Raw genomic sequence first — 25,151 nt, 5'->3', positions numbered from 1 at the left:
TTGGGAATTCGCTCTAGTTCGACTGAGTTGCCATCGCGAGTTCTGCTCCTGGGAAAGACGGTTGTTGTGCGCGAATCAGGAGGACGGGCGCTTTAGCATCATGGACGATTCGATAGGTGACATTGCCCAGTTGCCAGCCGCTCGGCGTGTTGACGCCATGGGTTGCCATCACGATCAAATCCACTTGAAATCGTTCGCCGCAAGCCAAAATCGTTTCGGCGACCAACCCCTCACAGACCATCGTCGTCACTTCGAGTCCCGCTTCTCTAAGCGGTTTGGCGACGCAATCTAAATAACTTTGAGACCTGGGATGCTGGGTTGATCCGCTATCGTGGGTCGCGGCGGCAAGCTTCGGTCCGCTCAGGAGTAAATCGTAGATTGGATCAACGACGATCTGAAGCAATACAATTTCTGCATCAAAATTTTCGGCAAGCATTCGAACGTGCGGTAATACGCCTTCGGCAAGTGAGGATCCATCGAGCGGCACAAGAATCTTTCTGTACATCTCGCCTCCCATCGCACCGTAAACCTGGGTCGTCTGGGAAAAAAACAGAAACCCGCCCTGGCGCTTACCAGAGCGGGTGACGAGACAATTATGATCGTTCAGCGCCGAGGAACTCTTTTTCAGAATTGCAACCCGGGCAACGTTGTCTTATGAGCACTTTGCTGAACGTGATTATAGCATGGTTTGGAGACAATGCAATAGCACATTGCGATACATTTTCGCGCGATGCTAATCGAATAGCCATCGCCATCAGTGACTGGGCGCGCTAATTCTGCAAGGTGTCTTGGATGCCGGAATGCTTCCGAACGAATCCAATCGGTTGGGGTGGATGTGACCCAAATCGCTAGATGCAGAATTGGGAGTCTTAAAAACTTGTAATAGCAGTGAGCATGCTCTCCATAAGCATTTCTCACATTCCCCACGCGCTGATCACAATGCCGATGACGATTCCGCCAATCGCGCCGATCGTCAAAATTGGAATCCACGCTTTGGTAATGATCGCGTCGGGCAGACTGAGCAGTAGCCCAAAAAGCAATCCGTTGATCCAGGTTGGCAGTGGCAGGTTCGCCGCGCCAATAACAAAGCCGATGCCAAAACGATTGACGAACGCGCCGGTCATCGCGACGCGTTTATCTTTCATTTCGAGCGGGATCATCGTCGCGACCGAAACGATGCCGAACACGATGCCGCAAAGAACACCGAGTGCGATTTTGGACATAGTGCCTACTCCGCGCGTCCCATTCGTTCCATCACCATCGCGCGCGCCTCCTCGTACAACGCGCGGTCGTCGCCCTCGCGCGGGGCGGCAAGTTCATCTGCAACGCGTTCGAGCTCGTGGCGAATGCTGACAATTTCGCCGCCACCATTGCTGTCGTTTTCACCTTGCAACGTGACCGCCGCACGATCCAGGTCGAAGAAAAAATTGAGTTCGTTGCCGAGCCGCCAGATGTCGAAGAATTTCAAGCGATGGTACATGTCACGCGCGACCGGACCTTCGAGACGCAGTTGCATCAATTGTTCCGTGTCTGCCCATTCCTGCAATCGCTCGGCGATGTACTCGGTTGGTGTGTCGCTCGGCAGGTCGGTCGTGCGAATGATTTCGCGGCGCATCGGTTGCGCTTCGATTTCTTCATGCAACAATTTGATCGGCGTTTTGCCATCGAGTTCGACATAGTAAAACCCAGGTCGTTCACCGATTTCGCCGAATGTCATGCGCTCGGTTGCGCCGGGCACGATGATCGTCGCCTTGTCGAGCGTGGATTTGTGCGTACGATGAATGTCGCCGAGAAAGAAATAATCAATCGCTTGCATCTCGGCGACGCGTGATTTGGGCAGGATCGCTTCCGCGAATTCTTTCGGCACGCACGCTTCATAGCCGCAGTGCAGCAGCAACAGCGTTACATCGGCTTGTGGCGGCGTCCACGTCACGTCGTCGAGCGGGTCCGCGCGCGCATCGAGACGCGGGTCGGGCGCGATGCCGCCAAGCGCGACCGTCGCACCTTCGACTTTGACGAAATCGAATTCGATCTCGGTGCGTTTGTTGAACACGTGCGCGGCGCGGAGCGCGTCGTAGATTCGCACCGGCGTCGCGCCATCGCTCGATGTCGGCATGTCGTGATTGCCGCTGATCGCGTAGATGCGGATGCCCGCGTCGCGCAATTTCTGAAATTGTTGCGCGACGAAGGTGAGTTCGGCGGGTGGCGGCGCTTCGCGGTCAAAGAGGTCGCCGCACTGCATAAAGAGATGTGCGCGTTTTTCAATCGCGTGGTCAACTGCGTGGGCGAACGCGCGGCGCAAACGCGCGCGACGTTCCGCGAGTTGTTTCGCGTTCATCTTGCCGTAAAAGCGACCGAGGTGGTTATCGGCGGTGCAGACGAGTTTGATCATGGTGGATTTTCGATTTTCGACTTCTGATTTTGGATTTTGGTGTGGTAGCACGGGACGATCTAAAGCAACCGATAAGCGACAAATTCCCACTTGCCGAAATCGTCCAACCGTTGTAATATCTCGTAGGGAAATACAGGTGAAGAAATTATGTTACGAACACTCACGATTTCAGAATCCGTCTTCAAGCAACTTGATCGCGAAGCCAAACGCAACCGCTTGTCGCCCAACGCGCTGGCAGAACGCTTGTTGGCGGAACGCTTGAGCGCGGATGAGCAAGCCTAGCGCGAGCAGTTCGATAATTTGCTCGCACGTGTTCACGCGCGGATGGCACGCTTTGATCCGAAGGAAATTGAATCTGACATTACCGCCGCATCCTCCGAAGTAAAGGCAAAGCGCCGTGCCAACCGTCGTTCTCGTTGATACCAATGTTTGGGTTTCGGCGTTTATCAACCCCGCGGGTTTCCCGGCGCGCTTGCATCGCGCGTGGCTGGACAATCGGTTTCAAGTTGTCGTCTCGTTACCCCTGCTTGATGATTCTCCGATGTTTTGACTCGCCCACGTATCACGCGCAAGTACTCCATTCAATCCAGCGATGTCGAAGAACTCTTGCAACTGTTGATCCGCCGCAGTCAAATTGTCGTGCCGACCGGCTCGGTGCGCGAGTGTCGCAATCCGGACGATGATCTCGTTCTCGAAACGGCGATTCTGGGGCAAGCGCAGTACGCCGTCTCACGCGACGACGACATTAAACGCGACCTCGATCTCATCAAGCATCTTGACGCGCACGGCGTTACCGTGTTGAGTGTGCAACAATTCCTCACTAAACTGGATGCGGGCGAGATCTAGCTCGCTTGCTGAAATTTCCTCTACCGAATTCTCCAAGGACCTCGTGATGGATTCACTGTGTGCGCGCCGTTCCGCGAGTTGTTTCGCGTTCATTTTGCCGTAAAAGCGACCGAGGTGGTTATCGGCTGTGCAAACGAGTTTGATCATGGTGGATTTTCGATTTTCGATTTGTGATTTTGGATTTGGGTGGTTCTTGACCTACTCGGCAATATCAGATACCTCGTATCCCATACTTTTCATTCTTTCTGATTCACTCTGTATTAGTTGCTTGTACTCCGACTGGTCTATTTTCTCGAGTTTCTTGTGGTCGAGAAGAATTCGGTTCGGTTTTCTTATCTCAAGAATCTTTTCCCCAGATTCACCATTGGCAATGGTTGGATATCCTGCGAAGCCGATAAAGACGGCTAGTATGACTTTCCCGAAGTGCAATACTCGTGAGAAGATCAGTGCGTGTTCTTTTTCTGTGTTGAAATCGCCATCGATGACGCGCGTCATAATTGATGCTATTCGAATATTGGGATCACCCAAATCGCGTACAGTCTTGAAGTTGGAATCCTGTCCCAGTATTTGCGCCAAGGGCATTTCCGTATCGGCGGATATATCAAACAATCTAGCCAAAAACCAAGCACGGTCTACAGCCGTTGCCATTGATGCGAGATCCTCGTTGCCCAGTAATTTGTGTCCTCTGGATTCTAGTCGACATGGTGAATTCTCATCGTCGTGAATCTCCAGAATGACCCCTTCTGATTGGGCGTTCATGAATATTTCTCTTGCGCGCCATAGGTTGGCTAGCTCGCCTAGTTTTCGAGGTTTGGTAACATCTTCAATATCCCACGTGGTCGAAAACGTGATTGGATTGGCAAAAGGGCGGAAAACGAAATTGCCTATTTCAGATACTACCCGGACTTTCAACTGTTCTTTGGGGATAATCCCGCTAGGATCAAAAGAAGTGGGGGTATAAAGCATCGCATGAAACCTTGACTCCTTGGATTTCTCGGTGTTGCTTATCAGCAAAGTGACGGATTTTCCAAGGGGAGTGATTGAAACCATACCGTCTTGGTGTTCGATATGTTCTGCAGGTATACCAAATCTAACTTGCTTTTCGATTGTAAACGTGGACACAGGTAGTGAATCGCGAAGTCCAATAGCAAAATCCATCCATTGTTCATGCATGTCATAAACGCTTTTGAACCCGGTCGAGGTAAACTTGAAAATAGCATCGGCATTATGCCCAACTTTTTCGCGCAGATTTTTCTTTTTCTGGACATATTTATCAAAATCGTTCCCGATATGTCGACGGATAGCAGTACTGAGTCCTTTGCCATTGAGTGTATCTATCCTGTCCGCCATGGACCAAGTTAGATCAAGCGTATGTTGATTCAGTGATTCTTTTTCCGTATCGGGTAGTTCGCGGAGCCGCTTTAATACTTTGGCTATCCATTCTTCATTAACATGGACAAGATAGGCGTGTTGAGGATCATTCTCTTTTCCGAATTCAATAATGAGGAAGAAAGCGGGAAGAGGCGAGCCTACTAGCTTCTCCCAATTGCTGAGAGTAATGGATTTTCTTTGCCTCGTTGTCTCTATGCCTTTGACCTGAACAAAGCATTCAATTCTAGTGGCGCGCAGGTCGAGAGGTACTCCCGCCACTGGTAGTGTCGGCGGAAACTGTAACAAGAAATCCCAACCTTCACGGTCGGAGTTTGAGGCATTAGCAGTTATTGTCATCTGAGCTGCCCAAGTTTTGAGCGTAGCTTGGGCCATCTCGCCTAAATCTCTTTCCATTTCTTTTCCTCATTCGATTTCTCCTCGCGCTTGAACGTGATGGATTCACTGCGCGCGCGTTCGAGCGCGGCGGCGCGCGTCATTCATCTACCAATTGATGTACGTTTCTTTTGTCGCGTTTCGACGCCAAAAAGAAAAACCCGCGTGAGAAACGCGGACTACTGCGCGACGAATCGAGAAGGTTCATGCGCGCGTCGGCTCCAAAACAAATTTGTTCGTTGCTTGGAATTTGCTCGTGTTCAATCGCCAGGTTCCGTTAACCATTTTGCAAGGTGTGTTTTGATGCGGCGCAACCGCTCCTCATCAATTTCACCAATCGCGCCGAGTAATGCTTCTCCATTGACGACCGCAAGCCGTCCTACCCGAATCACGCTGGTTACTTTCAGACCAGATTTTGCAAAGTCCAGGTCGTCAAGTTCGATGAGTTCATCAAAATCCACGATAGCGTGTTGCGTTTGAGATGAGATCATGCAAATCAACCAATCGTCGAATTGACCGGGTAATTTGCCTACCAAAAGCGCAGGGCGAAATTTTCCTTGTGCGAGGTCGGTCTGCGGAAATTTGAATAGGACGATTTGTCCGGCGCGTTTCATGAAAAGACCACTTTTAAATCAGCGATAGTGTATACCGGTGTCACTTCGTCTTCCATACCGCGCATCGCCGACGCGAGAGACAAGCCCGACCACTCTGATTCGTCTTGCTGGTTTTGCTCGCGTTCCACTTTTGACAAAAGATACTCTACGAAATCAAGTACTTCTGCCTGTAGTGGTTGTGGCAATTGCTGGACGTATCGGTGAATTCTCTCAACTGCTGGCATTGGCTTTCCTCCTCAAGCGTAACTTATTGCTTGCCATTTTACCACGTTTCCTATTTGGGTTGCAAAGGCAAAATGGCAAACATTCACCATCCGCTGCCTACTCTGCTTTGCTCGCGTGTGATACGAATCCCTCTTTCCTGTATCTATCGTACCCCTGCTTCGTCAACGCGGCGAGTTCCTTGAGCATCGCGTCGTCCATCGTCGCAAAGTTGAAACACGACTTACCTTGCATTCGTTTCTTGAGCGTGGGCGCGTACTGCGCATCTGCCAATTGACGTACGTTTCCTTCGGCGCATTTCGACGCCAAACAGAAAAAAACCGCGTGAGTGACGCGGATTACTACTCGACCAACCAAGGATGTTCATGCGCGCGTCGGCTCCAAAACAAATTCGTCTATGTGTCGGAAGAATGCTTCGCTGGATAATTGGACGGCTTCGGCAATCGCTTCTTTCGTGATGCTGCTATGCCATTGCGCAATGATGGTTTCCCAATCTGTTCCTTCCGCGACCATTTCCAACACTTGCCATACAATAATGCGTGTGCCGCGAAAGGTGGGCTTGCCATGACAGATTGCAGAGTCGGCGACGATATAGCGCCCCAGGATCAGTCGGTTGCGTTTTGTGGAGCGGACTGGGTTTTTCAGCGCAAGCGCGTTTTTGGATCGCGCTCTTGGGCTTGGGATTTTCTTGCCGATCTTTTTCATCGCGCATCACCTCTCTCATTCTTCTGCGTGACATTATACATGAAATCGCGATGATGCGCTATCACAATCTTGCGAAACGCCTGTTCCCGCTTGCCGAAATCGCCCAACCGTTGTAATATCCTGACCGAGAAACTAAAGTGAGGCAGAGATGATACGGACACTCACGATTTCAGAAACTATTTTCAAGCAACTTGATCGCGAGGCAAAACGCAACCGCTTGTCCCCCAACGCGCTGGCAGAACGCTTGTTGGCGGAACGCTTGAACGCGGATGAGCAAGCGTGGCGCGAGCAGTTCGATAATTTGCTCGCACGTGTTCACGCGCGGATGGCGCGCTTTGATCCGAAGGAAATTGAATCTGACATTACCGCCGCATCCTCCGAAGTAAAGGCAAAGCGCCGTGCCCATCGTCGTTCTCGTTGACACGAATGTATGGGTTTCGGCATTTATCAACCCCGCGGGTTTCCCGGCGCGCTTGCATCGCGCGTGGCTGGACAATCGGTTTCAGGTTGTCGTCTCGTTACCTCTGCTTGATGAACTCTCCGAGGTTTTGACTCGCCCGCGTATCACGCGCAAGTACTCCATTCAAGCCAGCGATGTCGAAGAACTTTTGCAACTGATGATCCGCCGCAGTCACATTATCGTGCCGACCGGCTCAGTGCGCGAGTGTCGCGATCCGGACGATGATCTCATTCTCGAAACGGCGATTCTGGGGCAAGCGCAGTACGCCGTCTCACGCGACGACGACATTAAGCGCGACCTCGATCTCATCAAGCATCTTGACGCGCACGGCGTTACCGTGTTGAGTGTGCAACAGTTCCTCATAAAACTGGATGCAGGCGAGATATAAGCACGCTTTGATGAGATTTAGACGAAATCCTCGTAGCAATGGCATCTCTGCGAGTTTAATCATCCCGCGGGCTTATCCTCCTCCATTGACTTGCATGATTCCACCTTCGGTCATCTTACGCACGTCCAGTACTTGGTCAAGCTCGTCTTCTTTCAAATAACCTTTTTCCAATACGACTTGCTTGATCGTCACGTTGCGCGCCATTGCCTCTTGCGACACTTGCGCGGCTTTAATATATCCGATCACTGGGTTTAGCGCGGTGACGAGCACCGTAGATTTGGCGAGCCATCCTTCCGCTTTTTCGCGATTCGCGATGATGCCGACGACACATTTCGTCGTGAACGCGTTGATCGCGCTGATCAGCACGTCCATCATTTGAAACAGATTGTACGCGATGATCGGCATCATCACGTTCAATTCCAACTGCCCCGCCGCGGACGCCAGCGCGATTGTCAGATTGTTTCCCATGACGTGATAACACACCATGTTCAACATCTCCGCCAAGACGGGATTCGCCTTCCCCGGCATGATGGACGACCCAGGTTGAACCGCCGGCAATCGGATTTCGTCCAGTCCGGTCGCCGGACCCGACGCGAGCAAACGAAAATCATTCGCGATCCGCGTGAGCGTGATTGCGAGCGTGTTCATCGTCGCGGAAAAATCGGCGGCGTCCGCCTGCGACTGCATGGATTCAAAGAGATTTCCGCTCGAACGAACATGCAGTCCAGTCAATTCGTTGATTCGATTTATCATGCGCGGTTGATATTCCGGATGCGCATTCAGCCCTGTCCCGGTCGCCGTGCCCCCGATTCCCAATCGCCGAAGACGATCTCCAGCCGCCGCGATGCGCTCCCGATCATTTCGGACGGCTTGAGCGTATGCGCCAAATTCCTGCCCAAGGGTGATGGGGACAGCGTCTTGCAAGTGGGTGCGTCCCGATTTGACAATGCCGCTAAATTCTGTGGCTTTGGCGTCCAGCGCGTCTGCCAGCGTGCCGATTGTTTTCAACATTTCATCGAGCCGCCATAGACAGCCCAAACGGATCGCGGTTGGGATCGTGTCGTTGGTGGATTGTGCCATGTTCACGTGATCGTTCGGGTTGACCGGTTTTTTCGGATCGTCAATTTTGAATCCCAGGATCTGATTGGCGCGATTCGCGATGACTTCGTTGAGGTTCATATTGTGCGAGGTGCCGGCACCCGCTTGGAATGGATCTACGCAGAACTGGGATTCCCACCGGTTGTCAATCACTTCTTGTGCGGCGACGACAATCGCGTCCGCGATCTTTTTGTCGAGCAGTCCTAGGTCGCGGTTCACTTCGGCGGCGGCGCGCTTGATGATCGCCATCGACCAGATAAACGCGCGATAAGGTTTCAGTCCGCTAATAGGAAAATTTTGAATTGCGCGCTGGGTCTGCGCGCCCCACAATACGTCATCCGCCACACTTACAATGCCGAGCGAATCTTGTTCAATTCGAAAACCCATTTCGCCTCCTCTCCGAGTGCTTGCAATTGCCAACGATGGCGCCTGTATTGGTGTAGTATGCTTGTGCGAAAACTGGCTGTCAGATTCACCTAAACGTTACTATCCAATTCGACTTTGGAGTAGATTATCAGTTACAGACTTGGCATTGATCGCGTTGATTTTCATCTAGATGAACCCCTCTTTCTTGAATCGTGCGAAACCTTGTTTCGTCAACGCGGCGAGTTCTTTTAGCATCGCATCGTCAATCGTCGTAAAGTTGAAACACGATTTGCCTTGCATTCGTTTCTTGAGCGCGGGCGAAATACCTTTGAGCAAATCGGGAAAGACATACACCGGCATCAAATAGAAACTCACGTAGTTCTTCTTGATCGTCACCGCGCCGAAAAACATCGTGCGTTTGAATTTCTCCGAGTATCCCGCGTCGAGCGAATAGTTGCTTGGTGTGTCTGCCGTAACGGTCAGATGCTCGGCGTATTTTTGCAGGACGGTTTTCAAGTGCGTAAACGTGGCTTGGAAATCTCTGGACTGTGGCATACCGCCAACTCCTTTGCAGGAAGCATTTTTTTCTCCCACGAAGAACACCAAGGACACTAAATCTCACCCGAAATTCTTTGTGACCTTTATGCGCTTGGTGGGCAAAAATACTACCCCAAAAATTCGATCACCGCGCGATTGAATTCCTGGGTCGCTTCGATGCGCGGCAAATGTCCAACTCCGGCGAGTGTCACCAATCTTGCGTTCGGAATCGCAGACGCGAGCGCCTGCCCGTTTGGATATGGGACGAGCGGGTCGGCGTCTCCGTGAATGACGAGCGTGGGCACGCGAATCTCGCGCAAGCGTTTATGTACGCCGCTCGTGTGAAATGCCATCGCCGCGACGGCTTGCCGTTGATACGCATCGAGCGACATCGGCACGCGCCGCGCGTGGTCAATCAGTTCTGCCAGGTCTTCGGGTGGAATATATTTCGCGCCGGTGAGTAAATGCTGAGTGCGACGGATGCGCGTTGTGGCATCTTCGTTCGGGTCGCGCGCCAACAGCGCCATGTTTTCCGGCGATGGTCTAACGTGCGCGGGTCCGCCAGCGGACGTGGAAACGAGAATCAACTTGTCCACGAGTTCTGGATGTTGCAGGACCAACTGCAACGCGATAAAACCACCCATCGAGTAGCCGAGGACGAATGCCGGCGCGACGCCTAGGTTTTGAGTCACGCCCGCGGCGTCGTTCGCCATATCGTCAATCGTGTACGGCGCGATGGCACGCGCACTGTCACCTGCATCGCGATTGTCCATTGCAAAAACGCGATACCGTTGCGCGAACGGTTCGATCTGCTTCCACCAACCGAGCCGCGAGCCACCTAGCCCGGTGATGAGCAAGAGCGAGTGCCCCGCGCCGTGCTCGTCGTAAAAAATTGTTTGTGAACCGATTTGAATTATGGACATGATTCACCGAACGGATTGCAATTGGTAATTGGTAATTGACAATTGCCAATTGTCAATTCCTACACCGCTTCCTTCCACTCACTTCGCCCGCGCGCCTTTTTTTCTTCTTTCGATTTTTGATCGCGTACTTCGGTGATGACTTCGCTCCGCGCGCGTTCGAGCGCGCCGATCACGTCAATGTCGTTGCCGCCTTCTTTCGATTCGCGGTGACCGACCTTGACCATCACCGGCACGCGCACGAGCGGACCCAGGACGACCGCCTCGCCGATGTTCAAGCCGGGCAGATCGCCGAGCAATCCTTCGCTGATGCTTTCCGATGAAAGACGAATCGCTTGCTGGTCTTGCGGATTCGTGAGTCGCATGATGATCTGCGAATTGCACTGCGAGAGCGTGTCGCCGTGAACTTTGTACGGGCGTTGCGTGATGAGGACGAGGAACAAGCCGAACTTGCGACCCTCGGACGCGATGCGCTTGATGATGTACGCGGCTTGCGAGTTTGCGCCCGCGCCACCTGGGACAAAATTGTGCGCCTCCTCCAAAACGAAAAAGACCGGGCGCGCTAAACCTTCGTTGACCGCGCGTGACCAGGTTTCGCGCAACACCTTGTCCACGACAAATTCCGCGATCCATTGATCCACACCCGCAACATCGAGCACTGACAGATTCATCGGGCGCAACAAATCGTCCATCGGCACATCTTCAAAACCCCAGATGTCAATCTTGGTCAGTCGCTCGACGTACTTGAGCGCCTTTTGCGCGCCGGTGATCGCATCGAACGATGGCATCTTGGCGTTGTTCGATTTCTTTTCACGTGGCGTGGGTTCATCGGGTATTGGCTTGCCCAAATCTTCCCAGGATACGCCGAGGTTCGCTTTCTCCGCGACGCGTCGGGCGAAATCGCGATCAAACGAATCTTCGTCGCCAATCGCGGGATTCAAGTTGCGCGGTCCGCGCGGCATCCCAGGTTGCGGCGGCGCGCCGGCATCGCCCGCGTTCGCCAGTTGGTCGAGCGCGTCGAGAAAGGTTGCGGCGGTGTAATCTTGCCCTTGCAATTTTTCCCAGACGGTTTGAATCGCTTTGCGAATGTTCGTCGAGGTCTCGCCGATGCCGGTCATCTGGCAAATTTCGTCCGGTTCGAGTTTGGAAAATTGCAGCGTGAATTTTTTCGAGCCGCCGATTTCCTCGTCGGGGATGCGCCCGGCTTGCGTCGTCGGCAGGCGGAAAATTTCGACGTGATTCGCGAACGAGGTCGCGCGATGTTGCGTATCGCGGCGCATCAACACATAATCGCTGTTCGGATCGAACACGACGACCGTGCCACCGAGTTGCAACAATTTTTCGAGGATGACGCCGACGGTGTACGATTTGCCCGCGCCGGTCTGCGCGATCACCGCAAGATGGCGGCGCAAGCCGTTCGGGTTGAGCAACACGGGGACGCTCGGACGATTGATGAGTGTGCCGATCGCGATGCCGCTTTCGACCGCGGAGAAAAATTTGCGTAGCAATTCATCCGGCGCGTTGACGACGCTGGTGCCGGGCGTTGCCGCGTGGCGCGGAAAGCGGACGTTGTTTCCTTCGAGATAACCCAGCACTTGCGCGGTGCCGACGACTATCGGCGGCGAGGATTTGAGACGATTGAGGATGGACTCGACTTCGGTGTACGAGAGCGAGGTGTCGAGCAAGCGCGATGAAACACTAAGCGAGGTCACTTGCGCGAGCACGTCAATGTGCCGCGTCGGTTCTTCCACCGGCACGACGATGTACTCGAGACGCGGCGGCGCGATTTCGCGATTTGTCACAAACGTAAATTCATCCGTGCGTACTTCGCCGACGATATAACCGACTGTGTCCATTTCTACTCCTGTCGTCGTTACGTTTCTCCCTCCCCTGTTTGCGGTTGTTGCGTACGGGGAGGGCAGGGTGGGGGTTGCGTCACTCGACTGAACAATCGTTCTACTGCGAGCATTATAGCGAAACAAAAAACGAGTGTCAAGCATCGCGTAAAAAAACAAGCACACGAAGATACGCGAAAAATTCGTGTTCTTCGTGTGCTTCGTGGATGGATGAAGCGCTACGGCATGCGCTGACTACACACGGTCGCGGTGCCGTCCCAGATCATTTGATTGTAGATCGAGGTGTACACCCAGCCCGCCCATTGTCCTTCGTACCACAAGAGGTGATTGGGTTGATAACCATTGTAACTGCCGTAGCCGTGAATGCCCGCGCCGGTCACGTCCTTCACCGACAAATTGTCGAAACCGCGGAGCAATGTTCCGCGCGCATCCACACTCACGCTCAACAACGCGGCATTCGGTGGTTGATACGCCCAGTTCGGTTGCAGGTTCGTCGGATCGTACACCGCCATCACGAATCCCTCCAAAAAGTTTTCGCTCTGGTCGCCTCTGCCGCTCAACGAATTCGTTTGCCACACATCGCCGGGCGCGGTGCCCAGCATGTACCGATCCGCCGCGCCGAAGACCGCCTTGCCCGATGGTCTGGTCGCGGAGTTGAGTTCATCGTCGAGCCAAATGCGCGTGCGGCGGTCGCCGTACGATTCGAGCTTGAACCACCGATACGCGCCGGCGGGAATTCGGACTAGGGAACAATTCTGCAATTCCGGCGGCATCTCGCCTGCCACGAACGGTTGCCCGCCCCAGATGCCGCCGATGTTGATCGCGCGGCGCGGCGACGTGCCATCGCCGCTATTGCGGCTCGGCAAGCCGCCGGGCAAAGGACCGATCAAACCGAGACGCGCGATCATCGCTTCGTCGCCGGGAATCGTGACCATGATTGGAAATCCGCCAAACGGGTCTTCGTTGTTGCCGGGCTGATCGGCAAGAACGGGGAGCGCAAAAACGAAAAGCGCAACCAGGACAAAAAGGGGAACTAGGATTTTAGCTAACTTGCTCATTCATGCCTCCTTGAGGACTGCTTTGATTTGTTCGACGTGTCGCAACGTGGGCAGCCAGAATGCGCCGACGACGTTGCAGTGTTCGCGACACAGAACCACGTCGAGGTGTTCGCCCGCGAACGCGTGCCGTGTGTTCTTTTTTGCGCGTCCTTTCTGCGCGCGCGGACTGTCGAGAAACACATGCACCTGAATTGTACGCCGATTGCGGGTTACGAGCAAATCCACGCCGCTTTCAATGTCGCGCACCGCGTCGTACTCGACCGCGATGCCGTGCTCGCGCAACAGCGCGAACAAGTACAGGTCGCGCACGAACGAGGGATACGCGCGCTTGAGCCGCGCGACGAGTGCGCGTTTCTTGCGATTGCGTTCGACTTGGTCGCGCCAGCGTTCTTCGAACGCTTGATGCAATTCCTCGCGATGCCGCGCGAAATAATAATCGGCGAACTCGGTTTGCGATGGCACGCGTCTGCATTGCTCGACGAACGCGACGAACGCGGCGACGAACGGCGGCGGTTGATACTTCCACTCGATCTCGTCATCTTTGACGGAATCGAATTGCAATTTGTAATTTGCAATTTGCTTTTCGATAGCGGTAGTGGTGAGTTGAATCATCGGTAAAAAAGAATCCGCGTTTATCCGCGTTTATCCGCGTCCAGTAAACTCCGCAGCACGCGCAAGTTCATCTTGTCTTCTTTCAACTCCGGTCCCTTTTCCGTTTCGAGCAAGCCGGGCAAATCGCGCCAGCGTGGATCGTTCACGATGTTGCGGAATGCGCCGCGACCCAGTTTGCCCTTGCCGATGTGCTCGTGCCGATCCACACGCGAGCCGAGCGGCATTTTCGCATCGTTGAGATGCCACGCCTTGATGTGCTGAATGCCAATCGTATCGTCAAAGCGTTTGAACACATCTGTGTACGTCTCCGGCTTGCGGAGATCGTATCCTGCCGCGAACAGGTGGCACGAATCCACACACACGCCGATGCGTTTTTTCTCCGCGATGAGTTCGCGCATTTGCGCGAGTTCTTCGAACAAGTGACCCAGGTGATTGCCTTGTCCCGCCGTGTGTTCGAGCAAGGTCATCACGCGCACGTTCGGCAATTTCTCGTGGATGCGATTGAACGCGTCGGCGACGCGCTGGATGCCCCACTCGACGCCCTTGCCCATGTGCGACCCAGGATGCAGGACGAGGTACGGAATGCCGAGCAAGTTGCAGCGTTTCAGTTCGTCTTCCATCCCCGCGATAGATTTTTTCCAGAGCGCCGCGTCCGGCGACGCGAGGTTGATGAGGTACGATGTGTGTGCGACGACCTGCCGAATCCCAGTTTCGGCGAGTGCGGCGTTGAATCTGTCCGCGTCTTCCTGGGTGAGCAGTTTCGCTTTCCACTGATTGTTGTTCTTGGTGAACATCGCAATCGCGTCACAGCCGATTTGATGTCCGCTCAGAACCGCGTTCTCCACTCCACCGGCGATAGACATGTGTGCGCCGAGATGCATGAGACCTCCTGTAGTGCGGGCGGCTCGCCCGTATTTCATCAAAAAGTAGGCACTGTGGCATTGCGACCGTAAATCGGATTTAACGCAGAGACGCGGAGAACGCCGAGATCGCAGAGGGAAATTTTTCTAAAAAACTCGGTGTTCTCTGCGCCTCTGCGGTGAATATCTCGATCTCTCCGGTAACAATACTACAGTCTCAAAAAGTACATTTTTTCCGCACTGCCCAAAATTCCTCAATCGTGTTATAATTCAAATCGAACCGAGATACAAAAAGTTAGACGTGAGGTGAATGAAATGACCACCACCAATATCGAATTGACGTTCGAGCAACTGCTTGCCGCTATTGGCAAAATGCCAGTTGCCCAGCAAGTCAAGCTTTGGCGATTGTTAGACGCAAAACTAAATCGCAATGCGATCCGTCGGCAAGCCCGCGACGAGTTTGCAAAAACGGTTGAATCTATCCGTACTGCCAACGAAGGAGTCAACGAAGATGAAGTTATGGCAGATGTTACGGCGGTTGTTAAGCAAGTTCGGGCTGAACGCCGTGCGCGTCGTGGTTGATACGAATGTTCTTGTTAGTGGGACTCTGGCACATAAGGGATTCCCGGCGCGAGTGATTGACGCGGCAATTGCCGGTCAGATCCAATTCGTCGTTTCGACCACTTTGATAGAGGAGTACCTTGAAGTGATCCAGCGTCCGCATATCACCAAACGTTACCTCGAGATAGGTGATCGAGTTGCATCGGTATCATTTTATCTCGATACGAACGCGCTACACGTTTTCACAAATGAGATTGCGCGAGTTGTTCCCAGCGATCCCGACGACGATTTTCTGATTGCCTGTGCCGTTGAAGGTCAAGCCCGATACATCGTCTCCGGCGACGAGCATCTTCTCGAACTGGGTCATTCTCGCGGCGTCGAAATTCTCGCGCCGCGCGATTTTGTGGAGCAAGTGTTAAACTGACACCTGCTCCATTTTTTATTTGATCACCCCCAACTCTTTCCCCACCTTCGCAAACACGTCCAACCCGCGATTCAAATCGTCACGCGAATGCGCGGCGGAAATCATCACGCGGATGCGCGCTTTGCCTTTGGCGACGGTCGGAAAACCAATCGCCATCGCGAACACGCCGCGCTCCGCGTCGAACAGCGCGCGCGAAAATTGTTGCGCGAGCGGCGCTTCGCCAAGCATGATTGGCGTGATCGGCGTTGTGCTGACGCCCGTATCGAAACCCAGCCGCTTGATTTCGGTTTTGAAATAGCGCGTGTTCTCCCAGAGTTTGTCCACCAGTTCGGTGGATTGTTCGAGCAAGTTCACGGCGGCGAGACACGCGGCGGTGTCCGCCGGCGTGACCGCGCTAGAAAATAAAAATGGGCGCGCGCGTTGGCGAATCCAATCCACGACGATTTTCTTTCCTGCGATCACGCCGCCCATTACGCCGAACGCTTTCGAGAGCGTACCGATCTCCAAATCGAACTTGCCGTGCAAACCGAAATGATCCACGATGCCGCGCCCGCCGCGTCCAACTACGCCTTCGCCGTGCGCGTCGTCCACCATCGTGATGACGCCGTACCGTTCGCACACCTCGTACAATTTATCGAGTGGCGCAATGTCGCCATCCATCGAGAACACGCCGTCGGTGACGAGCAACGCGCGGCGATAGTTGCCGACGTTCTCGCGAATGACGCGCTCGGCGTCCGCGACATCGCAATGCGCGTAGATCAAAATTTTCGCGGACGATAAACGACAACCGTCAATGATGCTCGCGTGATTCAGTCGGTCGGTGAAAATCACGTCGTCCTTGCCGACCATCGGCGGGATCGCGGCTTGATTCGCGCAAAAACCGGATTGGACGTACAACGCATCCTCGACGCCTTTGAACGCGGCGATGCGTCGCTCGAATTCGCGATGCAGTTCGAGTGTGCCGGCGATGCTCCGCACGGCGGCAGGACCGACGCCCCAATCGTCAATCGCTTTTTTAGCAGCGTCACGCAAACGCGGATCGTTCGCCAGACCAAGGTAATTGTTCGTGCAAAAATTCAGCACGCGCTTACCATCCACGGTCATCCACGCGCCGCATGGCGACCCGATTGTGCGAATCGTGTTGAAAAGACCTTGCTGCTTGAGCGCGTCGAGTTCGTCGGAAATCCATTGTAGTTTGTTTGACATCATTGCCTCCGTGACTGCCGACCGCCGTAAAATTTCTGCGGTCAGCGGTCTGCCGTCACTCCTCCACCCAATTCAAAATCACCTTGCCCGAATTTCCCGACCGCATCACCTCGAACGCTTTTTCAAACTCGGTGTAGTGAAAACGATGCGTGATGATCGGGCTAATGTCCAAGCCGCTGTTCAACATGGATTGCATCAAGTACCACGTTTCGTACATCTCGCGCCCGTAAATGCCCTTGATCGTCAACATGCTAAAGATGACCTTGTTCCAATCAATCGCGATTTCCTGGTTCGGAATTCCCAGCATCGCGATTCTGCCGCCGTGACACATGTTCGCGATCATTTCCTTGAACGCGTCCGGGTTGCCGGACATTTCGAGCGCGATGTCGAACCCTTCTTTCATGCCCAATTCTTTTTGCACCTGCGCGATCCTTTTCTCGCACACGTTGAGCGCGACGGTAGCGCCCATCTTTTTTGCGAGATCGAGCCGATATGGATTCACATCAGTCGTGACGATGTAACGCGCGCCGGCATGTTTCACAATCGCAGTCGCCATCGTGCCGATGGGACCCGCGCCGGTGATGAGCACATCTTCGCCGAGCACCGGGAATGTGAGCGCAGTGTGCATCGCGTTACCGAATGGATCGAAGATGCTGAGGATGTCGAGCGGAATCCTGGGATCGGCATGCCACACGTTCGACGCGGGAATCGCGAGGTACTCGGCGAACGCGCCGGTGCGATTCACGCCGACGCCTTGCGTGTCTTTGCAAAGATGCCGGCGTCCCGCTAAACAGTTGCGACATTTGCCGCAAACGATGTGTCCTTCGCCGGAAACGATATCGCCAATCGCGAGATCGCGCACGTTGCTGCCAATTGCCGCGACCGTGCCGACGAACTCGTGCCCAATCGTCATCGGCACCGGAATCGTTTTTTGCGACCACGCGTCCCAGTTCCAGATGTGCACGTCCGTGCCGCAAATCGAAGTCTTGTGAATCTTGATGAGTACATCGTCAATGCCGATTTGCGGCACCGGCGCATCGTCGAGCCACAACCCAGGTCGCGCGTGTTTTTTGACAAGCGCTTTCATCGTTCCTCCTTGGCAGTAACAGTGAGCAGTGAACAGTAAACAGTGAACAGTGAACAGTCAACTGTTTACTGTTCACTGTTTACTGAGATTTCGATCCATCCATGCCGCGATATGTTCGAACGCCTCTGCACCGTGAGCGTCGGTCACAAACGAATGTCCCGACCCAGGAACGACGTACCACGCTTTCTCGCTGGGGATCGCGTCGAAAAGCTTGCGCGTGCTCGCGGGGTTCACGACGCGGTCGAGTTCGCTCTGGACAATGAGCGCGGGCACGCGCACGTTCGCCGCGCACGCAAGCGCGTCTTGCATGAACAGATTCGGAATGCTATCGGCGCAAATCCAGCGCTGCAAAAATCCTTGGCGTTCGGCGTTGATGCGCGCGTGATCGTCCGCGAAAATATCCTTATAGCCGACGCGGTAGGGGAGATAGAGCGGATGGCGCGTGAACGATTTTTGAAAACGGTTGAACGAATCCACGATTTTGTACAGCGACATTTCGCTCGGCGCGATTTCATCGCGCAGACGACCGACCGTTGCGCCGGCGACGACCGCGCGCACACGCGCGTCGCGCGCCGTCGCGCAAATCACCGCGCCGCCGCCGAACGAATGACCGAACAATGCGATGCGGTCATTGTCCACGGCTGGGTTCGCTTCGATGTAATCGAGCGCGTGGCGCAAATCCGCCACCCAGCGTTCTTCGGAAATATAGCCGCGCAGTCCATCGCTCGCGCCGTGACCGCGAAAGTCGAACGCGAGTGTCATGTAGCCGCGTTCGCAAAAACGCGCGGGGTAATCGCCAAACTCGTCGTGGGTGGAAAGTAAGCCGTGCGCGAAAACAATGACGGGATGTGGACGAGGTGTCATCGGTTCAAACAGCACGCCGCGCAGAGTGGTGGCATCGTCAGACTTGAATTCGATGCGTCGCATGGGATTACCTCGATGAAAAAACGTGGGGAAGATTTGGGGAAAGCATGGTTGGCATCATTGCCTCTCATGCAAATTATACCACATTCACGCGGCGAATAAAATAGTCGGGGCGACTCAGTGAGTCGCCCCGCTTCTAACGCAGTCCCGCAAACAAATCTTTTTCGCGCCGCGGCTTTTTGTTCAGCCGCGATTCGACGAGCAAGTAGTATTCCATGTTCCAATGCACCTGGCGTTCCTTGGTCAGCCAGCGAATGAAATCGGTGGCTTCACTCCGTTGACAATAGAGCGCCTTGGTCACCGAGCCGGTGAATGCCGAAACGTCAAGCGTCGTCGTAATCGTTTCGTCAGGCACCGAGAACAATCCCTGCGCGCCCCACTGGCTCACGACACTCGCCGGCAAAACGCAATAGTACAATTTTTGCGGCGAGTACGTGCCCAGCCCTTCGCGAAAGTGATGCGGAAACTTGTCGGGATTGCCCGCCGAGCGAAATGCGGCGGTGGTCACGCGGCTGATGAGTTGATGTTCTTTGTCGCCGGACAAACCATCGGGACCGAATGTGACGATGACCTGGGGTTGCAGTTCACGCACCAATCGCACGAGTTGATCTTCGATCACCGACTCGTCAATTTTGTCGAGATCGCCCGGCAGAATGTCAAAGTAGCACGCGCGCCGAATGCCGGTCGTGCGGCACGAGCACAACCGATCACGCGCCTCGCGCGCGTGTTTCAGCGCGTCGAGCGGCGCGACCGGCGCGGTTTTGCCGTGATGCAGATTTTTGCGCGTCGTCGTGACGAGCGAAACCTGGACGCCTTCGCTCGCGTATTTCGCCAGTGTGCCAGCCGGACCAAACGATTCGTCTTCCGGGTGCGCGAAGACGGCGAGCAGAGAAAGTTTCTCGCCTGTCAACGTGTGTTCGCGTAACGTCAAATCTGCTAATGCGCGAGCCATCAAGCCGCCTTTTTGAGAGATGCTGATACTTTGAACGCGCGCGCGATTTCTTTTTGCGCGGCGCGAAATCGGGTCAAGAGATCGGCTTCGTTTTCTTTGTTGAGTGTCGTCAAAACGAATTTGCTACAGCTGGCGCAGCCGCCGCGTTCACGGTAGCGTTTGATGTCGCACGTCACACAGCCATTCACCCGTACCATTGCCAGCGCGAACGCGAGCGCGTCGGGATCGGTCGCGGGCAGCGCGGCGACGCGCGTGACCAGGTCGCGCCAACGCGCGCCGCGTAAATCACGCAGCGCGGGCACCGCCCAATGCGCAAACAAGAATTCCGAGATCAGTCGCATACGCGCTTGTCCTTCATATCCCTAAGATTATAGCATAATTGGATAGAGCGCAACTTAAAGTTGCGTATGAAATGCCGTACCGCGTTGCCATTTTTTAATGAAGCGGTTAAAATAGCTGCGAAAGGAATCCTCAAAGAGGAGGTTTAACGTGACCGAGTTCAACAATTTTATCAATGGCAAATGGGTGCCCTCTCACCGCGGCAACACCTTCGAGAGCCGCAACCCGGCGAATGGGGAACTGATCGGCGTCTTACAAAAATCGGATGCGCGCGATGTGAACGATGCAGTGGACGCGGCGAGTACGGCATTCGAGAAATGGCGCAAGTACCCCGCGCCGAAACGCGCCGAGTTGATCTATCGCGTCGCGGAAATTTTGCGCGCGCGCAAACAAGAGATCGGCGAACTGCTCACGCGCGAGATGGGCAAGGTCATGCCCGAGGCGCTGGGTGATGTTCAAGAAGCGATTGACATGGCGCTGTACATAGCGGGCGAAGGTCGCCGCTTGAACGGTTTGCTCGTGCCGAGCGAACTGCCGAACAAGTGGGCGATGGCAACCCGTGATCCGCTCGGCGTCGTCGCCGCGATCACACCCTGGAATTTTCCGATCGCGATCCCAGCATGGAAAATGTTTCCCGCGCTCGTTTGCGGCAACACGGTCGTGTGGAAACCGGCGAGCGATACGCCGGTGCTCGCCGCGCGCATGATCGAGATTTACGAACAAGCGGGCTTTCCGCCGGGCGTCGTCAACTTGGTGACGGGTGGCGGCAGCGTTGTCGGCGACGCGCTCGTCGCGCATCCCAGGGTGCGCCTCGTCACCTTTACCGGCTCGACCGACATCGGACGCACGGTTTCGATCCAAGCCGCGCAACATTTGAAACGCGTGTCGTTGGAGATGGGCGGCAAGAACGCGATCATCGTGATGGACGACGCCGATCTCGATCTCGCCGTCGAAGGAATTTTGTGGAGCGCGTTCGGCACGAGCGGACAACGGTGTACCGCGTGCAGTCGCGTCATTGCACATCGCGCGATCAAACAGCAACTGCTCGATCGGCTTGTGCCGCGTACCGCGCGTTTGCGGCTTGGCGATGGTTTGCTCGCGACGACGGATGTCGGTCCGGTCATCAATCGTCCCGCCGCCGAAAAAATTCACGCGTACACCGATATCGCGAAACAGGAAGGCGCGGCAGTGTTGGTTGGCGGCAACATCGCAACCCAGGGTGAACTTGCGCGCGGTTCGTTTTACCAGCCGACGATTTTCGACAATGTGACGCCGACGATGCGCGTCGCGCAAGAAGAAATTTTCGGACCGTCGCTCGCGATCATCGAAGCGCAATCGCTCGACGATGCCATCGCCATCAACAATCGCACAAACTTTGGTCTCTCGACCTCCATCTACACGTCGAACGTGAATCGCGCGTTCGAAGCGATGCGTGATGTGACGACCGGCATTCTCTACATCAACGCCGGGACGATTGGCTCCGAAGTGCAATTGCCTTTCGGCGGCACGCGCGGCACCGGCAATGGTCATCGCGAAGGCGGAGGTCCGGTCGTACTTGACACATTTTGCGAATGGAAGACAATCTACGTGGATTACAGCGGGCGCTTGCAACGCGCGCAGATTGATACTGATGAGTTAGTCAAGAAAATCTAGTTTTCAGTCAACAGTGTTCAGTATTCCGTGCGCGTTTTCTGAACACTGAACACTGAATACTAGACTTTATCGGAAACAACTTTTACCTCTCGCCAAGACGCAAGGCACGCAAAGAATCATCTTAAAAAACTTGGCGTTCTTGGCGGCTTGGCGAGAGATGTCTTATTCCCGATAATGTCTACTGAATACTGCCGATTGAATTATGCCTACTCTCGTCCATCTCTCCGATCTCCATTTTGGTCCGGCGTATGTGCCGCATCTTGGCGAATTGATTCTCTCCGAGATTGCCATGCTCAAGCCGGATGTGGTCGTCGTTTCCGGCGATTTTACGATGCGGGGGCGGCACACGGAGTACGCGCACGCGCGCGCGTACCTCGACCGAATGACGACGCCGACCTTGACGATTCCTGGGAATCACGATCAACCGCTCTTTGCGCCGTTCGAACGATTGGTGCGCCCAATGGCGCGCTATGAAAAGTACATTCACAACGGCGCGGATGCAATGCTCGCGACGCGCGGCTGGTTTATCGCGGGGCTGAACGATAATCGTCCGATTCTGCCCGGCGGTTTTTGGTCGCGCGCGCAACGCGCGTGGTTGACGCGCGAATTCGCGAATGCGCCGCGCGCCGCAGTCAAAGTGCTCGCGACGCATCATCAACTCGACTGGGCGGGCAAGTGGAAACCGGCAGGGATCTGGTTCCCGTCGCGCGCGCGCGACTTGCTCGCACACGCCGGCGTCGAGTTGGTGTTGAACGGACACACCCACATTCCGAACGCAACTCAAACTCTGGAAGGCATCGTCATTGCGCGCGCCGGCACCGCGACATGTAATCGCCTGCGACACGGCAATTCGAATAGCTACAATTTCATCACGTTCGACGACAAAGAGATTTGCGTTTTTGTGCGACGATTCGACGAACGCGCGGATGCGTTTGTCAGTGACCGTGCGTTTACGTTTCAGCGAGGAAGGAAATTCTGAATTCTGAATTCTAAATTCGAAATTCGAAATTCAGGACCTGCCGTTTTGAATTTTGAATTTTGAATTACGAATTACGAATTGGATAAACGATGGACATACAGAAAATTGTGCTCATCTGGCCCGGACGCGAAGGTCGCTTGTGGGGCAAAGCGCCCGGCTCGCCCTATACGTTGATGCGTCTCGCGAGTTTGGTGCCCGACGGAATCCCGGTTGAAATCTGGGATGAAGATTTGATCGCGCTGCCGATGTCGCGCATTGACGCACACACCCTGGTCGGCATCACGAGCAAAACGTTGACGATTGAGCGCGCGCGCGACATTGCACTTGAGGCGCGGCGGCGCGGCGCGCGCGTCGTGATCGGCGGCACACACGCGACGTTGATCCCGGACGAAGTTGTGCAATGGGCGGACGTGACGGCGGTCGGCGAGGGCTATCACACGTGGCCCCAAATCATCGGTGACGCGCTGAAGGATCGTCTCCAAAAACTGTACGTGGACGAAACCTGGGCAAACCTTGCCGGCGTCGCGCCGATTACCGACCGCGTGCTCAAGATGGTGGACGAACATCGCAACTATTGGACGCCGTACATGGAAATCACGCGCGGCTGTCCGCGCGATTGTACATTCTGCACGGCAATTCGCGTGAGCGGCAAGGTGATGCGCCATCGTCCGATTGATGAAATCGTGGATGAAATCGCGCGGCGGCGGATCAAACGCTTTTTCCTGACCGACGATAATTTCGGTTTGAATTTTCGGACCAGCCCTGACTATATCACGCAGTTGTTCGACGCGCTCGCGAAATTGGATTTGAACGGCTGGACGGCGCAAGCCGAAATGATGGTCGGCAATTTTCCGGAATTACTCGCGCAGGCGCGCCGCGCCCATCTCGATAAATTCTTCATCGGCTTCGAGTCCATCAATGCGGGCAATCGCCGCGACCTGGGCGGCAAGAGCAAAGGCAACGTCGCGGAGTACAAGCGCGTAATCGAAACCGTGCACGCGCACGGGATCGGCGTCGTCGGTCTATTCGTCCTGGGTCTCGACGGGGACACGCCGGACGTATTCGAGAATACCTGGAACTTTGTGCGCGAGAGCGGACTCGACGCGGTGAGTTTCACGATTATGACGCCGTACCCGGGAACGGAGTTGCGCCGCGAGTACATCGAGCAAGACCGCCTCTTGTCGAACGAACCGTGGAGCAAGTACGACACCGCGCACGTCGTCTTTCGTCCGAAGCAGATGACGGTGGAACAATTGCGACGCGGGTACGATTGGATTTGTCGCCGCGCGTACGCGCCGCTCTCGATTGCGACGCGCGGGTTCCGCGCGTTGCGGCGTCATCCAGTTCATCAGTATCAGCGCCGCGCGTTTTCCAGTTTCAGTACCGATGTCGGTTATCGGCAGACGGTCAGTTATCGCGACCGCGAGCCGGATTTCAAGTGGCGCACACCCGCGCGTTTGAACCTCACCACCCCAACTTTTACGGACTAGCATTTTGCCTCGTCTCACTGTGCTCCTGCCGATCTACAACGAGGAACGCGAACTGCAAGCGTGTCTCGACCGCGTCCTCGCCTCGCCGGTGGCTTGCGAAATCATCGCGGTGGACGATTGCTCCACCGATGCGACGCCGCGCCTGCTTGAGCGTTTCAATGATCCGCGTCTCAAGGTGATTCATCACGCGGCGAATTGCGGCAAGGGCGGCGCGATTCAAACCGCCTTGCAGCACGCGACGGGCGATGTGTGCATCATTCAAGACGCCGACACGGAGTACGACCCGCGCGACTATGCGCGCTTGCTTGCGCCGCTCGAACGCGGCGAAGCGCAGGTGGTGTACGGCGTGCGCGATTTGAGCACACAACCGTTGATCGGTCATCTCGGCAACGCATTTCTCACGGCGATGACGAATCTATTGCTCGGCACGCGGCTTGCAGATATGGAAACGTGTTACAAGGTCGTGCCGACCGCGTTGCTGCGCGCGTTGCATTTATGCTCGCGCGGATTCGAGATCGAGCCAGAGATCACGGCGAAACTGGCGAAGCGGCGCGTCGCGTTCGGTCAAGTACGGATTGCGTATCATCCCCGGCGCGACAAGAAACTGCGCCGCGTGCGCGACGGCATCAAATCGCTCGCCGCGCTGATCCGCTACCGCTTTGCGGCGGCGTAGAATAAATATAAAAATTTTTATAAAAATCACGCTGCGCCGCGAGTCGAATAATTGACGCATCTCGCCCACGATGCTATAATGGCTGCGTCATCACTCTGATCGCTACTCTCCAATCTCTAATTTCCAATTTCCAACGTCCAATTTCCCATCTCCAGTTCTAGGAGG

At 54.9% G+C, this 25,151-nt stretch carries 29 protein-coding genes; 9 read left to right on the top strand and 20 right to left on the bottom strand.

Annotated elements, in window-relative coordinates; translation table 11 throughout:
- Nucleotides 1-13: 13 nt before the first annotated feature.
- The 3 genes from HY868_05055 to HY868_05045 all read right to left on the bottom strand — a co-directional run bounded on the left by HY868_05055 (nucleotide 14) and on the right by HY868_05045 (nucleotide 2,392).
- Nucleotides 14-505, bottom strand: a complete 492-nt coding sequence (locus HY868_05055; protein ID MBI5301485.1) for a universal stress protein — start codon at nucleotides 503-505, stop codon at nucleotides 14-16.
- Between the two features lie 409 nt (nucleotides 506-914).
- Entirely contained in the window at nucleotides 915-1,223 is a 309-nt protein-coding gene (locus HY868_05050; protein MBI5301484.1) for a hypothetical protein, read from the bottom strand.
- Nucleotides 1,224-1,228: 5 nt separating this feature from the next.
- Nucleotides 1,229-2,392 carry a metallophosphoesterase gene (locus tag HY868_05045; protein ID MBI5301483.1) on the bottom strand — a complete coding sequence of 388 codons (1,164 nt, stop codon included), beginning with the start codon at nucleotides 2,390-2,392 and terminating at the stop codon, nucleotides 1,229-1,231.
- A 546-nt stretch (nucleotides 2,393-2,938) separates the two neighbouring features.
- On the opposite strand from HY868_05045, the gene HY868_05040 reads away from it, so the two are divergent.
- Nucleotides 2,939-3,238: a putative toxin-antitoxin system toxin component, PIN family gene (locus tag HY868_05040; GenBank protein ID MBI5301482.1), complete on the top strand. Its 300-nt coding sequence runs from the start codon at nucleotides 2,939-2,941 to the stop codon at nucleotides 3,236-3,238.
- Between the two features lie 198 nt (nucleotides 3,239-3,436).
- Here HY868_05040 and HY868_05035 read toward each other — a convergent pair whose 3' ends face one another.
- From HY868_05035 to HY868_05015, 5 genes are all read right to left on the bottom strand, one after another.
- On the bottom strand, nucleotides 3,437-5,023 hold the full coding sequence (locus tag HY868_05035) for a hypothetical protein (protein ID MBI5301481.1): 1,587 nt from the start codon (nucleotides 5,021-5,023) through the stop codon (nucleotides 3,437-3,439).
- 239 nt (nucleotides 5,024-5,262) lie between these two features.
- Entirely contained in the window at nucleotides 5,263-5,616 is a 354-nt protein-coding gene (locus HY868_05030; protein ID MBI5301480.1) for a type II toxin-antitoxin system PemK/MazF family toxin, read from the bottom strand.
- Nucleotides 5,613-5,840 (bottom strand): DUF2281 domain-containing protein, encoded by a 228-nt coding sequence (locus tag HY868_05025; GenBank protein MBI5301479.1) that lies wholly within the window; start codon nucleotides 5,838-5,840, stop codon nucleotides 5,613-5,615. The genes HY868_05030 and HY868_05025 overlap by 4 nt, the downstream gene beginning before the upstream one ends.
- Before the next feature lie 97 nt (nucleotides 5,841-5,937).
- Nucleotides 5,938-6,111, bottom strand: a complete 174-nt coding sequence (locus HY868_05020) for a hypothetical protein (GenBank protein MBI5301478.1) — start codon at nucleotides 6,109-6,111, stop codon at nucleotides 5,938-5,940.
- Between the two features lie 90 nt (nucleotides 6,112-6,201).
- Nucleotides 6,202-6,543, bottom strand: coding sequence for a DUF433 domain-containing protein (locus HY868_05015; GenBank protein MBI5301477.1), 342 nt, complete (start codon nucleotides 6,541-6,543; stop codon nucleotides 6,202-6,204).
- Nucleotides 6,544-6,691: 148 nt separating this feature from the next.
- On the opposite strand from HY868_05015, the gene HY868_05010 reads away from it, so the two are divergent.
- Both HY868_05010 and HY868_05005 read left to right on the top strand, forming a co-directional pair.
- The gene (locus tag HY868_05010; GenBank protein ID MBI5301476.1) at nucleotides 6,692-6,964 is read left to right on the top strand and encodes a hypothetical protein; all 273 of its coding nucleotides are present in this window, start codon (nucleotides 6,692-6,694) and stop codon (nucleotides 6,962-6,964) included.
- Nucleotides 6,942-7,391: a putative toxin-antitoxin system toxin component, PIN family gene (locus HY868_05005; protein ID MBI5301475.1), complete on the top strand. Its 450-nt coding sequence runs from the start codon at nucleotides 6,942-6,944 to the stop codon at nucleotides 7,389-7,391. Before HY868_05010 ends, HY868_05005 begins: the two co-directional genes overlap by 23 nt.
- Before the next feature lie 72 nt (nucleotides 7,392-7,463).
- On the opposite strand, the gene HY868_05000 is transcribed toward HY868_05005, so the two are convergent.
- The 7 genes from HY868_05000 to HY868_04970 all read right to left on the bottom strand — a co-directional run bounded on the left by HY868_05000 (nucleotide 7,464) and on the right by HY868_04970 (nucleotide 14,719).
- Nucleotides 7,464-8,876 carry an aspartate ammonia-lyase gene (locus HY868_05000; protein MBI5301474.1) on the bottom strand — a complete coding sequence of 471 codons (1,413 nt, stop codon included), beginning with the start codon at nucleotides 8,874-8,876 and terminating at the stop codon, nucleotides 7,464-7,466.
- 165 nt (nucleotides 8,877-9,041) lie between these two features.
- Nucleotides 9,042-9,410, bottom strand: a complete 369-nt coding sequence (locus HY868_04995; GenBank protein MBI5301473.1) for a hypothetical protein — start codon at nucleotides 9,408-9,410, stop codon at nucleotides 9,042-9,044.
- A gap of 110 nt (nucleotides 9,411-9,520) precedes the next feature.
- Nucleotides 9,521-10,315: an alpha/beta hydrolase gene (locus HY868_04990; GenBank protein MBI5301472.1), complete on the bottom strand. Its 795-nt coding sequence runs from the start codon at nucleotides 10,313-10,315 to the stop codon at nucleotides 9,521-9,523.
- A 59-nt stretch (nucleotides 10,316-10,374) separates the two neighbouring features.
- A complete protein-coding gene (locus HY868_04985; protein ID MBI5301471.1) occupies nucleotides 10,375-12,168 on the bottom strand; it encodes an ATP-binding protein in 1,794 nt (597 codons plus the stop codon).
- A 218-nt stretch (nucleotides 12,169-12,386) separates the two neighbouring features.
- On the bottom strand, nucleotides 12,387-13,226 hold the full coding sequence (locus HY868_04980; GenBank protein MBI5301470.1) for a hypothetical protein: 840 nt from the start codon (nucleotides 13,224-13,226) through the stop codon (nucleotides 12,387-12,389).
- Nucleotides 13,227-13,838 (bottom strand): hypothetical protein, encoded by a 612-nt coding sequence (locus HY868_04975; protein MBI5301469.1) that lies wholly within the window; start codon nucleotides 13,836-13,838, stop codon nucleotides 13,227-13,229.
- Nucleotides 13,839-13,858: 20 nt separating this feature from the next.
- Nucleotides 13,859-14,719: a deoxyribonuclease IV gene (locus HY868_04970; GenBank protein ID MBI5301468.1), complete on the bottom strand. Its 861-nt coding sequence runs from the start codon at nucleotides 14,717-14,719 to the stop codon at nucleotides 13,859-13,861.
- A 294-nt stretch (nucleotides 14,720-15,013) separates the two neighbouring features.
- Between HY868_04970 and HY868_04965 the strand changes: the two genes are divergently transcribed.
- Both HY868_04965 and HY868_04960 read left to right on the top strand, forming a co-directional pair.
- Nucleotides 15,014-15,280, top strand: coding sequence for a hypothetical protein (locus HY868_04965; GenBank protein ID MBI5301467.1), 267 nt, complete (start codon nucleotides 15,014-15,016; stop codon nucleotides 15,278-15,280).
- On the top strand, nucleotides 15,210-15,683 hold the full coding sequence (locus tag HY868_04960; protein MBI5301466.1) for a putative toxin-antitoxin system toxin component, PIN family: 474 nt from the start codon (nucleotides 15,210-15,212) through the stop codon (nucleotides 15,681-15,683). Before HY868_04965 ends, HY868_04960 begins: the two co-directional genes overlap by 71 nt.
- 15 nt (nucleotides 15,684-15,698) lie before the next feature.
- On the opposite strand, the gene HY868_04955 is transcribed toward HY868_04960, so the two are convergent.
- The 5 genes from HY868_04955 to HY868_04935 all read right to left on the bottom strand — a co-directional run bounded on the left by HY868_04955 (nucleotide 15,699) and on the right by HY868_04935 (nucleotide 20,193).
- Nucleotides 15,699-16,889 (bottom strand): glycine C-acetyltransferase, encoded by a 1,191-nt coding sequence (locus HY868_04955; GenBank protein MBI5301465.1) that lies wholly within the window; start codon nucleotides 16,887-16,889, stop codon nucleotides 15,699-15,701.
- Between the two features lie 55 nt (nucleotides 16,890-16,944).
- A complete protein-coding gene (tdh, locus tag HY868_04950) occupies nucleotides 16,945-17,976 on the bottom strand; it encodes an L-threonine 3-dehydrogenase (GenBank protein MBI5301464.1) in 1,032 nt (343 codons plus the stop codon).
- A 72-nt stretch (nucleotides 17,977-18,048) separates the two neighbouring features.
- Nucleotides 18,049-18,903 carry an alpha/beta fold hydrolase gene (locus HY868_04945; protein ID MBI5301463.1) on the bottom strand — a complete coding sequence of 285 codons (855 nt, stop codon included), beginning with the start codon at nucleotides 18,901-18,903 and terminating at the stop codon, nucleotides 18,049-18,051.
- Nucleotides 18,904-19,036: 133 nt separating this feature from the next.
- Nucleotides 19,037-19,852: a PIG-L family deacetylase gene (locus tag HY868_04940; GenBank protein MBI5301462.1), complete on the bottom strand. Its 816-nt coding sequence runs from the start codon at nucleotides 19,850-19,852 to the stop codon at nucleotides 19,037-19,039.
- On the bottom strand, nucleotides 19,852-20,193 hold the full coding sequence (locus tag HY868_04935; protein ID MBI5301461.1) for a hypothetical protein: 342 nt from the start codon (nucleotides 20,191-20,193) through the stop codon (nucleotides 19,852-19,854). The genes HY868_04940 and HY868_04935 overlap by 1 nt, the downstream gene beginning before the upstream one ends.
- A 148-nt stretch (nucleotides 20,194-20,341) precedes the next feature.
- On the opposite strand from HY868_04935, the gene HY868_04930 reads away from it, so the two are divergent.
- From HY868_04930 to HY868_04915, 4 genes are all read left to right on the top strand, one after another.
- On the top strand, nucleotides 20,342-21,844 hold the full coding sequence (locus HY868_04930; protein ID MBI5301460.1) for an aldehyde dehydrogenase family protein: 1,503 nt from the start codon (nucleotides 20,342-20,344) through the stop codon (nucleotides 21,842-21,844).
- Between the two features lie 202 nt (nucleotides 21,845-22,046).
- The gene (locus HY868_04925; GenBank protein MBI5301459.1) at nucleotides 22,047-22,823 is read left to right on the top strand and encodes a metallophosphoesterase; all 777 of its coding nucleotides are present in this window, start codon (nucleotides 22,047-22,049) and stop codon (nucleotides 22,821-22,823) included.
- A gap of 89 nt (nucleotides 22,824-22,912) precedes the next feature.
- A complete protein-coding gene (locus HY868_04920; GenBank protein MBI5301458.1) occupies nucleotides 22,913-24,313 on the top strand; it encodes a B12-binding domain-containing radical SAM protein in 1,401 nt (466 codons plus the stop codon).
- Between the two features lie 4 nt (nucleotides 24,314-24,317).
- Complete coding sequence (locus HY868_04915) at nucleotides 24,318-24,986, top strand: glycosyltransferase family 2 protein (GenBank protein ID MBI5301457.1); 669 nt, start codon at nucleotides 24,318-24,320, stop codon at nucleotides 24,984-24,986.
- The last annotated feature ends 165 nt before the right edge of the window (nucleotides 24,987-25,151 follow it).

Source organism: Chloroflexota bacterium (genome assembly GCA_016219275.1).
Classification (GTDB): Bacteria; Chloroflexota; Anaerolineae; order UBA4142; family UBA4142; genus JACRBM01.
Note: the sequence above shows the minus strand (reverse complement) of the source record. Positions and strands in the feature narration are given on the sequence as shown.